Raw genomic sequence first — 16,370 nt, forward strand, 5'->3', positions numbered from 1 at the left:
TTTAAATTAAAAAATTAATAAAAGATTTCAAATTTCTACGAAAAACTCTAAGTTTTATGAAAAAAGATAGGAAGAACTTACCGGAAAAAAGTAACAAGAAAAAATTCTTGTTACTTAATCTTTATATTTTTTTATTTTTTAAAAAAGTTCTGGCTAAATTTATTAGCGTAATTCGTAGTTAAACGTTTTTAATTACACCATCTCTCTTTTGACCATCTCTTCTACAACAAAGGTTGCTACATCATCTGCATATTTTCCAGGACCAAAACCAGCATCATAACCTAATTCTTTGGCTAGTTCATGGGAGATTCTAGGACCACCAGCAATAAGGATAACCTTATCTCTGATTCCCTCAGCTTCCATCAATTCCACTAGGTGAGTCAAATTTTGAATATGGATATTTTTTTGAGTAACTGTTTGAGAAACTAATAGTGCATCAGCTTTTAATTCAATTGCTTTTTTGATAAATTCCTCATTTTCTACTTGAGAACCTAAATTATAAGCTTCTATCCCTTTATATCTTTCCAGACCATAGTGACCAGCATATCCCTTCATATTCATAACAGCATCTATTCCTACTGTATGAGCGTCAGTTCCTGTACTAGCTCCTACGATAACTACATCTCTTTTGATATTTTCACTAATAAAGTTTTGTACTCCATACATATCCATAGTTTCTATGTCTACTGTTTCTACATGGATCTCGTCATAATCTACAGTGTGATTCAATGATCCGTATACTACATAGAATGAGAAGTGAGTGTCTAATGCCCCATAATGAGAAACCGCTGGTTCAGATATTCCCATTTTTTTGGCTAACTCTTTAGCTGCTTCAGCACCTTTTTCATCGGCAGGAACTGGTAGAGTCAAACTAATCTGTACCTTTCCATCATTCATGGTATCCCCATAAGGTTTTAATTTTTTTAAGTCTAACGTAGTATCAAAACTTTTATCTTCAGTTGAATATAATCCTCCACTCATTACTTGTCACCTCCAACCATCAATTCTATAAATGGATTAAAATATGTAGTATCCTTTACAAATACGCCGTTTAATCCTTTTCCACCATCAATAGGTCTCTTTATACCTGCAAATTTACCTTTTTGAAGAGTATCAAACATTCCAGTTGTTTCAATCTCTTTGATTAAATCTCTACCTTTTTCAAGAACTTCCTTAGCACGATTTACAATCATTCCATCTTTTTTAAATGTTATTTCAGAACCAAAATCTTTCATATTTTTAAAGATATATTGAGCGTTATCGATTGCTAGAGCCCTGTCAGACATAAATGGAGTATGGATAGCCTCAGTCATCATTCCCATAAGGTGAAGTCTTTGTCCGGTCATAATAGTTACCATATTAAATAGAGCATCCTGTACATGGCCTTTGAAGATATCTCCAGTCATAAATTTTGTAGGAGGCATATATTTTAATGGTGCCTTTGGAAATATTTCTCTAGCCATTTGAGCTTGAGATAGTTCGAGTAAGAATCCATTTTCTGTATCTGGGTGGATCTCAAATGCATGTCCTAATCCTTGTTGTTCTTCAGGCAAATTAGCAAGAAGTGCAAATTGTTCATTTATAAATTGAGAAGCGAGGACAGTATGAGCTTCCTCTATTGCATCTGCTGTAGTAAGGTAGTTATCTTCTCCAGTATTAATGATTACTCCTGCAAATCCATTTATTATTCTAGAGAAATATTGGTCTACAAATGTTCTCTTCATATTGATATCTCTAAATAAAATTCCATAAAGTGCATCGTTTAACATTACATCAAGTCTTTCAAAGGCTCCCATAGCAGCTATCTCAGGCATACATAGACCAGAGCAATAGTTACAGAGTCTGATATATCTTCCTAATTCCTCTCCTACTTCATCCAGTGCTTTTCTCATTATTCTAAAGTTTTCCTGAGTAGCTAATGTTCCACCAAAGCCCTCTGTGCTGGCTCCAAAAGGTACATAGTCCAGTAAACTCTGACCTGTACTTCTGATAACGGCAATAATATCTGCCCCTTGCTTGGCAGCTGCTACAGCTTGAGTTACATCTTCATATATATTTCCAGTAGCCACAATAAGGTATAAAAGCGGCCCTGTTTTATCTCCAAATCTTTCTAAATAAGATTCTCTATCCTTTCTGTTGTTTGCAATTTTATCTGTATTTTCACGAGCAATTTTATCTATAGCTAATTTTATTTCAAAAGCATCATGGGTAGATATCTTTCCTAGATTTAAATCACCGTTAGACACCTTTTCAGCAATCTCTTGAGGAGAAAGGCCTGTTTCTACCATGGCATTTCCGATATAGTGGGAAACTCCTAAAGTAAGGTTTCCTTCTTTTTCAATATGTTCTACCACTATGTTTGGCAGTGGTACTTCAAATTTGTCGATCCCGTCGATCCCAAGTAAACGACAGATTGTTCTCTCTACCGATACTGTAGAGTGGTCATCTATATAAGTTTGTACGTCTATGGCGATATTTCTAGCTGATTTTCTAGCATCTGCCACTACATCCCAATCTAAGTGTAATTTTGAATCCTGCATATCTTTACCTCCAAAGCTACCCTTTCCCCCTTGAGATACTCTCTCCTTTAGAAGGATGAGGGATTAGTATAAATTTTTTATTATGTCTTTTAAATTCTCATCGATTCCAATTAGTGCTGCTACATTGAGTGCATCTTTTGGAACTTCAAAGTTAGAATGAATCTTTTCTATGGAATAATCCATATGTTTTTGGATCAGAGAGATTGAATTCTGATTATTCAGATCAATCTTTCTTTTTAAACTGTCAAAATCTATATTCTTTAATCCGACAACCTGATAGTGAGGAGTCGAATCGTCCACTACACCATCATAGTGAGTTGCCATGATTGAAAAACTATCAAAGTTTTTCATATAGTTGGATAATCCCTTTACAAATTTTTTACCTTCACTTGGGTTGGTACCCCGAGCAAATTCATCCAGTGCAATAAATCCCTTGTCATAAGTTGTAAGACATCCTGTAATCTCCCTGAGTTTCATTATTTCAGCTCCAAAACTACTGAGTCCTTTGGAAACGTCTTGAATATCGTCGGATAAAAACTGTATAAACTTTAAGATAGGTATAGTTGCATGATCTGAAAAAACATAAAATCCCATTTGGGCCAGGATCAGATTAAGGGTAAGGGTTTTTAAAATAACACTTTTCCCTCCCATATTAGCTCCTGTTAAGATAGTATTACCATTTTTTAATAGGATATCTAATTTTTGAAATTCTTGGTTTTTAACCTTTAAAGTTTCTAAAATTTCTGGATTAAACATCCCGATAAATTCGATGTGTTCACCTATTTTAGGCCTGTTAGCTCCATATTTTATAGCAAGTTTTGCTTTAGCCAAGGTAAAGTCAATATCTTTAATTTTATCGATATCGATAAGGATATCGGAAGTATAAGAGACTAATTGTTTGCTTATATCTATTTTGACTTCAGATTCTTCACAATTTTCTAGAACAACAATCTCTCTTCTTTCTTCCTTTAGTCTTATCTGTAATTCGTTATCTGTAGTTGAAAAGATTAGTTTTTCAATCTCTGATTTTTTATCTCTGATAGTTTTTAATTTTTCTGAATATTCGTTATAGATATGGAAGGTAGGGATTTTTTTTGATCCCGGGTCTAAAATATCTACAATGGGACTTAGATCAACAAGGTGAAAATCTTTTAAAAATATATCGTTTGAGATACTTTTAATCTCCATAAAGATCATAGTATTTATCTTTAATTCGAATAACTCAACCTCATCTAAAATTTTTCCTTTTTGAAGATTAAAAACTATATTGGATATATTTTTTAATTTCATAAGGAGAAGCTCTATCTTCTGGATCTCTCTTTTATTCTGCTGACACCTGTCTATAAAAAATTCCAAATGATTGAAAATTTCTTCTAAAATCTCAGCTTCCTCTATGGGAACAATATCTCTTTTCTTTTGGTTACCATATGGAGATATTGTAGTCAGATTATTTGTGAGATATTCCAACCCAATTTTTTCTCTGTTTTTAAGATCAAGGTATCTCATAGTTCTCCTCCTACAACATCTACAACATCTATATCTATAGATGTTTTTAATAGTTCACAAAATTTTTCACTCTCAAATGAATATCCATAAGGGGATGTGGGATTACAGGTCAAATACAGGAGATTAATACTGTCTAGGACCTCTAATTTGACTGGTATCATAGATAATTTATGATACATATTAGAATCTATAAAAATTTTTGTTCCATCTTCTATAACGATCGTAAAACTTTTAAACAACTCTCTATTTTGTATGATAGATTCTATCAATCCCTTGGATACAGCACCTCCTAAAACTAAATATTTGTGATTAGGTTTGACTGCATCGACTATCTCCCTATGAGAATTAAGGGAAGTAGGGAGGTCTAAGACCTCTATATTTGATTGGGTATCTACAAATCCAATCTTCCCTGTTTTTAATATCTCTCTGGTTAAATCTGCTATGTTATCAGAACATTTTGGTAACTGTAACATTTTTACATTATGACTGCTTTCTTCCACTACCTTTGTAAGATCAGGGGAAAAACTAGCTCCAGTAGCCAATATAGAGGCCTCTGAAACTAAATTTCCTGCACTGCCTTTTCGACTCAGTGCACCATCAATGAGGACTAAGTCACACCCAAAATCTAACATAAGATCTCTTACTTTTATGAGAGCGGAATTGTAGGAGGGACCAGCCACATCTACAAATCCATTGCTTAAAGCTCTCATAATTATTATTTCACCCATAGGGGTAGAGATACCTGTGGCAGCTAAAATTTCCTTTGTTATATCACATTTACAAAGTAAATTTTTAGCTGTAGCAACTATACTGCCCTTTTCCACATAGATTTTAGGTTTATGTGTATTAGTCACTCTGTCACAGTCTTCACCATCACGTCCAATAGAAGTGAGGCCGATAACTTTAGTTCCCTTTAAATTTTTTAATATATAATTTAAAGTGGTAGTTTTCCCTGAGTTTTTTTCCATCCCTATAATAGATATACTATTATAGGGGAGTAGGGAAGTAATCATTTTCTTAGTGTTCATTTCTGATATGTCTGTCAAGTACCTTAGGCTCGATAGCTAGTTGTTTACCATCTAATAGTTTAGCTATTCCAAGGTGTTGTCTCTCTTCTTGACAGTGTTTGCAGTCACATTTATCTTCATATGGTTTTGGCTCTGTATATGTTGTGATAACTCCTTCAAAGTTTCTAAGAACAACTCTTTTTGGACTTTGAGAGATAATATATTGCGGCATAACAGGAGTCTTACCTCCACCACCAGGAGCGTCTACAACAAATGTTGGAATAGCGTATCCAGACGTATGTCCACGAAGACCTTCAATGATCTCAATTCCTTTAGATACAGGAGTTCTGAAGTGTTCTAACCCTACTGAAAGGTCACATTGATAGATATAGTAAGGTCTTACTCTTATAGCTACTAGGTCTTGAACTAACTCTTTCATGATATGAGTACAGTCATTTATTCCTCTAAGTAAAACAGATTGATTTCCTAATGGGATTCCTCCATCAGCCATCAATTCACATGCAGCTTTAGAAGCAGATGTGATCTCATCTGAATGATTGAAGTGAGTATTTAACCAAACTGGATGGTATTTTTTCATCATATTTACTAGTTCAGGAGTAATTCTTTGAGGTAATACAACTGGAGTTCTAGACCCGATTCTTACTATTTGAACATGTGGAATAGCTCTTAATCTTTTGAAGATATACTCTAATTTTTCATCTGAAATAAGTAGAGCGTCTCCTCCAGAAAGTAATACATCTCTGATTACAGGAGTTTTAGCGATGTAATCGATAGCTGTATCTATTTTTTCCATTCCTAAAGCAGCGTCTGTTTGACCTGCAAATCTTCTTCTAGTGCAATGTCTGCAATACATAGAACACATATCTGTAACTAATAATAATACTCTATCTGGGTATCTATGAGTAAGTCCTGGAACCGGTGAATCCTCATCTTCATGTAGAGGGTCATCTAGGTCAGCATCTGCCTTATGTACCTCAGCAGCTGTAGGTATTGCCTGTTGTCTTACAGGACATTTTGGATTTGTTGGATCGATCAATGTTAAATAATATGGAGTGATTCCCATTCTAAGGATAGAGTTAGCTGTTTTTACTCCCTCTTCCTCTTCTGGTGATAGGTCAAAATATTTTTTTAAATCTTCTAAAGTTTCAATTCTATTTCTTACTTGCCATTGCCAGTCATTCCATTGTTCATCACTTACATTTGGAAATAATTCTTTTCTTCTGCTTTCGTAGTTTAAATTCATCATAATTTTGTTGCCCCCCCTTTTTATTTTTTATACATATAATTTTTCAAATAAGTTTCTGATAGTTTTAGATTCACGTATGATACCTAATGTAAGGTCAGCATGCCCCTTAGCGTATCCATTTCCTACGATCATTTGTACGTCTTTTCCTACACCTTCAGCTCCTAAAGCTGCTTTTGTAAATGATGTTGCCATAGAGAAGAAATAAACTACCCCATCGTCCTTTGTAATAAGGATAGATGACATCTCTGTGTTAGCTACATTTACATTATTAATAACTACGTCACATACGTCGTCCCCTGTAATCTCCTTTACTTTTTCATAAACTTCAACAGGTTTAGTAGCGTCTGCGATAATTACATGGTGAGCTAGTTTCATATCTAATATTCTCTTTGCATTTTCTTCACTGTATTCAATTACGATAACTTTACCAGAATCTCCAGCATTTACCATGGCTTGATAAGCACATAAAACACCAGATTTTCCACCTCCGCCGATGATACAAACTGTGTCACCTTCTTTAACTAATCTTTCTACTTGAGCAGGAGCACCAGCTACATCCAGTGCAGCTAAAGCTAATTTTTCAGGGATATCTGTAGGTAAAACAGAGTAGATACCGGTTTCAAATAAAATAGCTTGTCCATCTATATCAACTTGGTCGTTAGATACATTTACATTGTTAATCTTATCAATCTTTAATGGTGTAAGGGATAATGAAACTAAGGTAGCTAATTTATCTCCTACTTTTAAAGTTTTATCAGGAAAATCAGAACCGATCTCTTTAACAACACCGATCAACATTCCCCCAGATCCAGTTACTGGGTTTTGCATCTTTCCTCTCTCTCCTACAATCTCATTGATCATAGTAGTCATCTTATCTATATCTTTATTGCACGCATCTTTTATTTGTGTGAATGACGCTGAATCAATATTTAATGTCATTACATCAAGTAATAACTCGTTATTTTTAATCTTCATTGTGTTATCAATTTTTACTGCAGCCTGTGGCATAGTTCCCATAGGTTCTATTACTCTGTGTGTTCCAAATGGACATCCTTTTATCATTTTGCTCCCCCTTATAATCCTAATATAACTCTTGCTTCTGCTGGTGTTGCAATTTGTCTTCCGAGCTCCTTGGCAATCCTTACTACTTTGGCTACTAAGACACCATTAGATTCAGCCAAGACACCTTTTTCTAAATAGATGTTATCCTCAAAACCAACTCTTACATGACCGCCACTTATGATAGCTGCTGTAGCCAATGAAAATTCAAATCGTCCAAGACCGGCAACTGAATAAGTAGATCCGCAAGGTAAGCTGTCTCTTAAGAATAAGAAGTCTCTTAACTCTCCTCCGATTCCTCCATTAACTCCCATTACAAAACTAAAGTGCATAGGAGACTTGATGAATCCTTTTTTATTTAATCTAACAGCCATTTCAATCATAGATTTGTCAAAACATTCCAATTCAGGTTTGACATTTCTTTCTATCATCTTTTCACCAAATTCTTTGATGGTATTTTCTGTATTAGTAAAAACTTCGTCTCCGCCAAAATTTAAAGTCCCACAGTCTAATGTTGCCATCTCAGGGTGTAATTCTGTAGGCTGTAATCTTTCTTCATTGGTCATCCCCACAGCTCCACCGGTAGATGGTTGGACAATAACGTCTGGACATTTTTCCTTGATAGCGTCTATACATAGTTTAAATCTTTCTTTTGACTGGGTAGGAGTACCGTCATCTTCTCTCACATGAAGATGTATGATACTGGCTCCCTCTATATATGCCCCGTATGCTTGCTCTACAATCTCTTCTACAGTATAAGGAACGTTAGGGTTGTGTTCCTTAGTAACTTCAGCACCACATATGGCAGCTGTTATGATTAACTTTTCCATCATTGCCTCCCTTTTTTATTCTCTAAGAAAGCATAAATTAACTTTAAAAATTTAAATTACGCTTATCTGGGTAAAGCGTCACGCTTTTAATTTCTTTGTTTATCTTTAGGTGTTACACAAGTTCCAGTGGCTCTGCAAACAACAATTGGTTCTTCTAAGACTTCACAAGCAGAATCACTGATGTCAACTCTAGGAATGATAACCTTTCTAGCTTCAAAAACCATCCTTCTAGATGTGTTCCCGACTTTTTCTATATAACCGACAGCCTCGATAAAATCTCCTGCATATACTGGAGCCATAAACTCAACGTTGTCATAGGCTTTAAATAATCCCTCGTCTCCATCTTGTCTGATGAGGAGCTCGGTAGCTACATCTCCAAATAAACCTAGCATTCTGGCACCATCTACTAAGTTACCCCCATAATGAGCATCGTGGGTACTCATCCTCAATCTAATCATTACTTCTTTCACAACTCATTCCCCCTTTTTATTTTTTGCATCAAAAAAAACACCTATCTATGATTTAAGACAGAAAATTACCAAGAACTAAAAAGAAATAGCTCTCCACAACTAAAGTTGTGACAGTCAAGATGGATTTTCCCATATTAACCAAGGTTAGCTCTAGCAGATCCAACCTTTCGGCAATTAAGTCCTTCACTTTTAACTTCAGAAGATCCTTTGATCTTTAAGATGTTAAAAGTTACCACAATAAATGCTCCTCTATTATATATTTTATTTATGTAACCTATCTAAGAAAATGAAAACTCATTCATAGATTCGTTACAATACATTTTTACTATATAAAGAACACAAAGTCAAGTGAAAAAAATAATTTTATCCTCGTGGGGAGGAAGTATAAGGGAAAGTCTTTTTCTGACACTACCTATCTATTTACCTAGTTAATTGATAAACTTATTTTTTTAAAGCCAAAGGTATCAAGGATAAAATAAAAATTTAATTATAATATTGTTATTTTTTAAGGAAGTTTTATTTTATCTAATATATTTCAAATGAATAGTTATCATAATAAAGTTATATAATTGATTAATTTTTTTTAATCATAATTATCTATGAAAATCAAAAAATAAAAATTTAATAAAAAAGGAAGTTTATTGAATTTATCAAATAAAGAATAAGGAATAAATATTTTTTAGGAGGTAGTTATATGTATAAACCGAGGAGTATATATGTAGAAGTAGCTTTAGAAACTATTATAGCTAAATTAGGTTTAGATGGACAAAGTGAGGTGAAAGAAGATAAATATAAGGAGATCCAGGAATTGATGGAAAAAAAACCTTGTTTCGTCACCTTGTACAAGGAAGGTGCTCTGAGGGGATGTATAGGAACCATGATACCATATCGAGAAAATTTATTGGAGGAGATAAGAGGAAATGCCATCTCAGCTGCCTTTAACGACCCTAGATTTGAAGCATTAAAAAAAGATGAGTTAGAGAGGTTGGAAATTTCTGTAGATGTTCTCTCTCCTATGGAGGAGGTAGAGGATATAAAAGAATTAGATCCTAAAAAATACGGGATATTAATAAGTGATGGAAGATCTCAAGGGGTACTTTTACCGGATTTAGAGGGAATAGATAGTGTAGAGCAGCAGATAGAGGTAGCTATGAATAAAGCTGGAATAACCCGTAACCCCGGATTGGTTATAAAAAAATTTACTGTGAAAAGGTATAGGTGAGAAGATGAAAGAAGCTTTATTTTATAAGAGGTTAAAGGATAAAAAAATAGGCTGTGAACTATGCCCTCATAGGTGTATATTAGAGGATGGCAGTGTGGGCAGATGTGGTGTAAGGCAGAATATCGGCGGAACCCTGATGACTAAAAACTATGGGATGATTTCGGCTCTTAATATGGACCCCATTGAAAAAAAGCCGTTTTATCATTTTTATCCAGGAGAAGAGGTTTTATCCATTGGAAGTATAGGATGCAATATGAATTGTGCTTATTGTCAAAATTATGAGATAGCTAAGGAATTTAAAGGAATACGAGCTAAGGAATATACCTATGAGGATATATTGAGAAATTTTAAAGGATTTGGAGTAGCATTTACCTATAACGAACCTACCGTTTGGTATGAATTTATGCTGGATGTGGCAAAATTAGCGAAATGCTGCTCTAAAAAAACTATGATGATAACCAATGGATTTATAGAAAGGGAACCTCTGTTGGAATTAACTCCATATATAGATGGGTTTAGTGTAGATTTAAAAGGATTTACAGAAGAAGTTTACTCTGAATTAGGTGGGACTTTAGAAGGAGTTAAAAACACCTTGAAAGTAATAACTGGGAGGAATAAGCATCTAGAGATAGAGTTTTTATTGGTGCCTAAACTAAATGATGATAGGGAGACATTTATAGAGATGGTTAAGTGGGTAAGGGATGAATTGGGATCAAATATTGTTTTACATATAAATGGATATTATCCTAGTTATAAGCTGAAGACTCCAGCGACAGAAAAAAAACTTCTTTTAGAATTTCATGAGGTAGCTAAAAAATACTTGAACTATGTATATATAGGGAATGCAGGGATAGACTTAGATACAGTCTGTAGTTGTGGAAATTTACTTGTTCAAAGGGATGGATGGAATGTAGAAATGCTAGGATTAGGTGAGGATGGCCGATGTAAAAAGTGTGGAGAGAAGGTCGTGGAGACGGGAGGGAGCTATGAAAAAAAGGGAGGAGTTTGTAAAGGGTAAGTTTTACCCTTCTAAAAAAGAAGAAATTGAAGAGATGATTGAATTTTTTTTAAGAATAGAATCTCCTAAAAAAATAGATTGTGAGATATTAGGAGGAATAGTCCCCCATGCAGGTTATGAATTTTCAGGACCATCTGCAGTTCATTTTTTTAATACCTTAAAGGGAAAAGACATTGAGACTGTAATTATAGTAAATCCTAGTCATACAGGTTATGGAGGGGCTATAAGTCTAGATACAAATAAAATCTGGGGTTCTCCTATGGGTGACTTGGAGATAGACCTTGATTTTGAAAAAGAATTGGATTTGTCATATTCGGAAGATGCACATAAATATGAACATTCTGGAGAGGTCATGCTGCCGTTTTTAAAATACTTTATAGAGAGTAAATTTAAAATAGTTCCTATAACAATGAAGATTCAAAGTTATAAAAATGCGAAATATCTGGCTGAAAAAATATATGAAACTGCTAAAAAACAAGGAAAAAAAATTCTGGTGATAGCATCTTCTGACTTTTCCCACTATGTAAAAAAAGAATTGGGATATAAATTAGATCAGTTAGCCATAGACAGGATAATGGAACTAGATAGCCAAGGACTGGAGGAGACAGTAGAAGAATATAATCTAAGTATATGCGGATATGGACCTATTATGACTCTTTTAGAGTATAGTAAATTGGTGGCAGGGGATCCTAAGGTAGAAATTTTAAGGAGGGGGAATTCAGGGGAGAATTATCCCATGGAGGAGGTTGTAGACTATATAACTTTTTTAGTATATAAGTAAATATTTGATTTTAAAGGTAAGAGGAGTCTATCCTTTTACCTTTTTTTATTATCTAGGGGACAAAATAAATAAAATTTATAAAAAATTAGGTTGAGCTTGTTTGGATATAACATCACGTTTTTTTTAGTTGAGTACTAAAATATATTAAATAAGGAGAAATTAATGATCAATTCAAATAGAAAAACATGCTTTTAATATATCGTTCAACATCTATTTATATATTAAAAGCATGAACCTATACTTTTTTAGTTTGTAAAAAACACAAAATGATTTAAAATAAAACTGAAGAGCGCATCTTTCATATATTTAAGATATGTTTAATATATATAATGATAAATTAAATAAATAATACTTGACTTTAAAGTTATAATGATATATTATATGTATATAAAATTAAATTATTATTTATTTAAGATATATCAGGAGGGATGGAAATGAAATTATTTTTTAAAAATTTAAATGAGACAAAGGTAGTTATGGAAAATATGGTTTCTTTTAAAAAAGAAAACGGGGCATTTATTGTAAAGAATTTCAAAGGTAAGGAAAAAGTAATAGCAGGAAAAGTAATAGAGATGACAAATTCAAAATTAGTGATTGAAGGGAATGCAGTCAGAGAAACATATAGATTAGCACCACTTAACTTCTAGAACTACTTATATATATTTTAATTAGACACGGGATATCCGTGTTTTTTTGTGTTTAAATAATTTTAAAGCAGATTTGTTAGAATAAAAAAATGTATAGATTTTATTAAAAAATAAAAATGTTGACTTTTGAAAAAAGAACTAGTATAGTTCATCTGAATGATAAATTATTTTAAGGTACTTCTTTAATGGAGTTTAAAAGGGAAGAGAGGTTAGATGCCTCCGCGGTCCCGCCACTGTAAAGTTGACGAAGGCAAATACCACTGGAGAATTACCTCTGGGAAGGTTGCTTGTAGGATGAAACTGAGCCAGGATACCTGCCTTAAATTATTTTTTATATTACTTGCGAGGACGAGGGTATAGATACTACTTTTTTTGTCGTATCTTTACCCTGAGGTTACTCAGGGTTTTTTTATTACCTGGAAGATTATAAAATTAATTGGGGGAGTTGTGAAGATGGTGTTGGCAGAAAAAAAAGAAGGAAGAATAAAGAGGGGAATTTTGTTGGTTCATTTTGGGACCAGTAGAAAAAAAGCAAGAGAAAATTCTTTGGAAACAATTAACAAGCGTATAGAAAAAGAGTTTAAAGAGTTTGAGATTAGGGAAGCTTATACATCGAGGATGATAATAAAGAAAATATTCAAAGAGGAGGGGATCAGAAAATTAACTCCAAATGAAGCAATAAAAAAAATGAAAGAAGAGGGATTTACTCATATTATAGTACAAGCAACTCATATAATAAATGGAATTGAAGCAGACTGTATGAAGCAAGAGGTAGATGAATATAAAGGCGAGTTTAAAGAGATTAAAATTGGTTCTGGCCTCTTGACTCAGACAAAAGATTATATGGATGTAGCTGATATTTTTAATAAAGAATATTCGGATAGACCAATTGTTTTAATAGGTCATGGGACGGATCATCATGCAGCTTCAGCCTATGGGATGCTCCAATATACCATACAGAAAAAAGGATATAAACATATTTTTGTAGGGACAGTAGAGGGGTACCCTGGATTAGAAGAAGTTATGGAAGATCTGGAAATGAATGGGATAAAAGAGGCAACTTTAGTTCCTTTGATGGTAGTAGCAGGAGTTCATGCAGAGGAAGATATAGCTGGAGACTGGAAAGAGGCATTGGAAGAAAAGGGGATAGGAATAGAAGTTTCTATGATAGGAATGGGAGAGAGAAGAGAGGTACAGGATCTTTTCATTGATCATATAGATGACCTTATAAAGTTTGAGGTTGAAGATATAAAGAAAAAGAAAGAAAATATTTTAAAGGGGGAAAATAATGAAAATTAAAAATATTATTGCGGGAGTATATTTGAGTTTATCTTTGGTATCTTATGCATATACACCTGTTACTGTAAATTTTAGTGACGGAAATAAAAAATATGAGGTTACTTTTACTGAATCTCCTAAAAGAGCAGTGACAACTTCCCATTTTATGACAGAAATTCTTCTTTCATTGGGATTAGAGGACAAGATGGCCGGGACATGCTGGGCAGATAATGAAATTCTTTCAGAATTAAAAGAGGCCTATAATAAAGTGCCTATACTTTCTGAGAGATACCCATCTAAAGAAGTTTTTTATTCTGTTGAGCCTGATTTTGTAAGCGGATGGCATTCATCGTTGAATCCTAAAAGACTTGCAGGAGTAGAAGAACTAATGGAAAATGGAGTAAATCCATATATAATCTCATCTTTAGAAAAGGGAGCAAAAGTAGAAGATGTTTATGAAGATTATATCACCCTTGGAAAAATATTTGATGTAGAAGATAGAGCTGAGAAAATAGTTGATTCTTTGAAAAAAACAGTGGAAAAAGCAAAGCAATTGAAAGGAGATAAAAAAACAATAAGAGTATTTGCCTATGATTCAGGAAAGGAAGCTCCTTTTGTGGTAGCAGGATCTGGCCTTGGAAATGATATCATCACCAAAGCAGGAGGTGAAAATATATTTGAAAATATTCAAGGGAACTATGCTACAGTAAGCTGGGAAAGCATCTTGGAAAAGGATCCTAATGTAGTAATAATAGTGGATTATGGCAATGATGAAGCCCAAGGAAAAATTGATTTTTTAAAGGAAAATGAATTTACAAAGGAACTGGAAGCTGTAAAAGAAAATAAATTTGTTGTTGTATCTTTAGCAGAAATTTCACCGGGGCCAAGGATAGGAAAAGCTATTGAACACCTGGCTCATGGATTTTATCAGGAGATGTAGAGATGAAAAAAAAGATTTTTATATATGCTCTTGTATTAATAATGGTATTTACTTTAGCAGTAAACTTAGGTGCAGTAGACATACCATTTACCACTGTATGGAAGGTAGCCCTTAATAAAGCCAGTAACTTAGAGATCTTTACAAGAACCTGGAGTAAGGGGATAGAAGTTATTATTTGGAAAATCAGATTTCCCAGAGCAATATTAGGATTTATAACAGGAGGCGCCCTTGCATTAGTAGGGGTTTTTATGCAGGCAGTAACAAAAAACCCCTTGTCTGACCCCTATATATTAGGTATCTCAAGTGGTTCAGCAGCAGGAGCCATTACAGCGATGTTTTTTAATTTAGGTGGATTTTCTGTGGAGGGAGGAGCGTTCTTAGGAGCATTTTTAGCTACTGTTATAGTGATCCGTTTGACAAGGGGAGATTATTCATCGGGAAGATTAGTTCTCACAGGGATAGCCGTATCAGCAGTATTTTCATCACTAATAAATCTACTTATCTATTGGGTAAAAAATGATTCTAAAGTGAGAAATGCCATGTTTTGGATGACTGGAAGTTTAGGTGGTGCCCAGTGGAATAAACTATTATTTTCTGGAGTTATTCTAATTTTAGCTGTCATAATAGGACTCTGTCTCTCCAAAGAGTTAGATCTACTTTTATTAGGGGAGGAAGAGGCTCGTATTTTAGGGATAGAAACAGAAAAACTGAAGTTATTTTTAATTATCCTATCTTCACTTTTGACAAGCTCGGTAGTGGCATTAACAGGAACCATTGGATTTGTTGGAATGATTATTCCTCATATAACAAGAAGGGTAACAGGAGCTTCCCATAGAAAATTAATACCTCTAAGTGTTATTTTTGGTGGGATATTCATCATGGGAGCAGACACAGTTTCAAGAATTATTTTTATCCCAGAGGAACTGCCTATTGGAATTCTTACTTCGGCTCTAGGTGGACCGTTTTTTCTATGGATAATAAAAAGAGGATATAATTTTGGAGGGAAGAGATGTTAAAGATAAAGAATTTATCCTATGAAATAGAAGAGAAAAATCTAATAGAAAATATATCCTTTGATGTAGGAAAGGGAATGTTTATAGGAATAGTAGGACCTAATGGCAGCGGTAAATCGACACTTTTGAAAAATATATATAGAACTCTAAAAGGTGAAGGAAAAATAGATCTAAAAGGCCGATGCCTTAAGGTGATTAGTTCTAAGGAACTAGCCAAGGAGATGGCAGTGGTATCTCAGCATGGAGGAAGTGAATTTGATTTTAGCGTATCTGAGATGGTAACTATGGGACGGTATCCACACAAAAGTTTTTTAGGATCTTATAATGGAGAGGATAGAAAAATTGTAAGTGGAGCAATTGAAAAGCTGGGACTGAAAGAATATAAAGAGAGGGCTTTTTTAAGTCTTTCAGGGGGAGAGCGTCAAAGAGCCTTAATTGCAAGGGCTTTAGCTCAAGAAGCTGATATTATAATACTGGATGAGCCAACCAATCATTTAGACATAAGGTATCAACTTCAAATAATGGCGATATTAAAATCTCTATCGATTACAGTAGTTGCAGCGGTACATGATATGAACATAGCTTCCCTTTACTGTGATGAAATAATAGCTTTAAAAAATGGGAAACTTTGGGATAAAGGAAGTGCAGAAGAAGTTTTTTCAAGGGAGTTTTTTAGGGATGTATTTAATGTGGAGACAGAAATTTCAAGGAATATATCCACTCAGAAACTATCTATCACTTATCTTCCAACTGAGATAGTTTATTAAGTTTTATGGATAAGTCGAAAATATA

Annotated in this window: 16 protein-coding genes and 2 riboswitches; of the genes, 8 read left to right on the top strand and 8 right to left on the bottom strand. The window is 33.9% G+C overall.

What is annotated here, in order from left to right; translation table 11 throughout:
* Window positions 1-192: 192 nt before the first annotated feature.
* The 8 genes from kamE to kal all read right to left on the bottom strand — a co-directional run bounded on the left by kamE (window position 193) and on the right by kal (window position 8,667).
* On the bottom strand, window positions 193-981 hold the full coding sequence (gene kamE / locus K337_RS0104520; protein WP_028855549.1) for a lysine 5,6-aminomutase subunit beta: 789 nt from the start codon (window positions 979-981) through the stop codon (window positions 193-195).
* Window positions 981-2,540, bottom strand: a complete 1,560-nt coding sequence (gene kamD, locus K337_RS0104525; RefSeq protein WP_028855550.1) for a lysine 5,6-aminomutase subunit alpha — start codon at window positions 2,538-2,540, stop codon at window positions 981-983. The genes kamE and kamD overlap by 1 nt, the downstream gene beginning before the upstream one ends.
* Window positions 2,541-2,603: 63 nt before the next feature.
* Window positions 2,604-4,046, bottom strand: coding sequence for a lysine 5,6-aminomutase reactivase ATPase KamC (gene kamC, locus K337_RS0104530; protein ID WP_028855551.1), 1,443 nt, complete (start codon window positions 4,044-4,046; stop codon window positions 2,604-2,606).
* Window positions 4,043-5,074, bottom strand: a complete 1,032-nt coding sequence (kamB, locus tag K337_RS0104535; protein ID WP_028855552.1) for a lysine 5,6-aminomutase reactivase subunit KamB — start codon at window positions 5,072-5,074, stop codon at window positions 4,043-4,045. Before kamB ends, kamC begins: the two co-directional genes overlap by 4 nt.
* Complete coding sequence (gene kamA, locus K337_RS0104540; protein WP_156877363.1) at window positions 5,064-6,317, bottom strand: lysine 2,3-aminomutase; 1,254 nt, start codon at window positions 6,315-6,317, stop codon at window positions 5,064-5,066. The genes kamB and kamA overlap by 11 nt, the downstream gene beginning before the upstream one ends.
* 30 nt (window positions 6,318-6,347) lie before the next feature.
* Complete coding sequence (gene kdd, locus K337_RS0104545; RefSeq protein ID WP_028855554.1) at window positions 6,348-7,382, bottom strand: L-erythro-3,5-diaminohexanoate dehydrogenase; 1,035 nt, start codon at window positions 7,380-7,382, stop codon at window positions 6,348-6,350.
* A gap of 11 nt (window positions 7,383-7,393) precedes the next feature.
* The gene (gene kce / locus K337_RS0104550; RefSeq protein WP_028855555.1) at window positions 7,394-8,209 is read right to left on the bottom strand and encodes a 3-keto-5-aminohexanoate cleavage enzyme; all 816 of its coding nucleotides are present in this window, start codon (window positions 8,207-8,209) and stop codon (window positions 7,394-7,396) included.
* Window positions 8,210-8,295: 86 nt separating this feature from the next.
* On the bottom strand, window positions 8,296-8,667 hold the full coding sequence (gene kal / locus K337_RS0104555) for a 3-aminobutyryl-CoA ammonia lyase (protein WP_037029463.1): 372 nt from the start codon (window positions 8,665-8,667) through the stop codon (window positions 8,296-8,298).
* A gap of 90 nt (window positions 8,668-8,757) precedes the next feature.
* Window positions 8,758-8,939: riboswitch (Lysine riboswitch) on the bottom strand.
* Window positions 8,940-9,373: 434 nt separating this feature from the next.
* On the opposite strand from kal, the gene amrA reads away from it, so the two are divergent.
* The 8 genes from amrA (at window position 9,374) to K337_RS0104600 (ending at window position 16,345) form a co-directional block, all read left to right on the top strand.
* A complete protein-coding gene (gene amrA / locus K337_RS0104565; protein WP_028855557.1) occupies window positions 9,374-9,901 on the top strand; it encodes an AmmeMemoRadiSam system protein A in 528 nt (175 codons plus the stop codon).
* Between the two features lie 4 nt (window positions 9,902-9,905).
* Window positions 9,906-10,919 carry an AmmeMemoRadiSam system radical SAM enzyme gene (gene amrS / locus K337_RS17680; protein WP_051251609.1) on the top strand — a complete coding sequence of 338 codons (1,014 nt, stop codon included), beginning with the start codon at window positions 9,906-9,908 and terminating at the stop codon, window positions 10,917-10,919.
* Entirely contained in the window at window positions 10,888-11,700 is an 813-nt protein-coding gene (gene amrB / locus K337_RS17685; RefSeq protein ID WP_051251610.1) for an AmmeMemoRadiSam system protein B, read from the top strand. Before amrS ends, amrB begins: the two co-directional genes overlap by 32 nt.
* A 434-nt stretch (window positions 11,701-12,134) precedes the next feature.
* Window positions 12,135-12,347 (top strand): CooT family nickel-binding protein, encoded by a 213-nt coding sequence (locus K337_RS0104580; protein WP_028855558.1) that lies wholly within the window; start codon window positions 12,135-12,137, stop codon window positions 12,345-12,347.
* A gap of 155 nt (window positions 12,348-12,502) precedes the next feature.
* Window positions 12,503-12,683, top strand: a riboswitch (cobalamin riboswitch).
* Window positions 12,684-12,800: 117 nt separating this feature from the next.
* Entirely contained in the window at window positions 12,801-13,646 is an 846-nt protein-coding gene (locus tag K337_RS17690; protein WP_051251611.1) for a sirohydrochlorin cobaltochelatase, read from the top strand.
* Window positions 13,636-14,565, top strand: a complete 930-nt coding sequence (locus K337_RS17695; protein WP_051251612.1) for an ABC transporter substrate-binding protein — start codon at window positions 13,636-13,638, stop codon at window positions 14,563-14,565. The genes K337_RS17690 and K337_RS17695 overlap by 11 nt, the downstream gene beginning before the upstream one ends.
* 2 nt (window positions 14,566-14,567) lie before the next feature.
* The gene (locus K337_RS0104595; protein WP_028855559.1) at window positions 14,568-15,581 is read left to right on the top strand and encodes a FecCD family ABC transporter permease; all 1,014 of its coding nucleotides are present in this window, start codon (window positions 14,568-14,570) and stop codon (window positions 15,579-15,581) included.
* Window positions 15,575-16,345 (top strand): ABC transporter ATP-binding protein, encoded by a 771-nt coding sequence (locus K337_RS0104600; RefSeq protein WP_028855560.1) that lies wholly within the window; start codon window positions 15,575-15,577, stop codon window positions 16,343-16,345. Before K337_RS0104595 ends, K337_RS0104600 begins: the two co-directional genes overlap by 7 nt.
* The last annotated feature ends 25 nt before the right edge of the window (window positions 16,346-16,370 follow it).

This window comes from Psychrilyobacter atlanticus DSM 19335, from assembly GCF_000426625.1.
Lineage (GTDB): Bacteria > Fusobacteriota > Fusobacteriia > Fusobacteriales > Fusobacteriaceae > Psychrilyobacter > Psychrilyobacter atlanticus.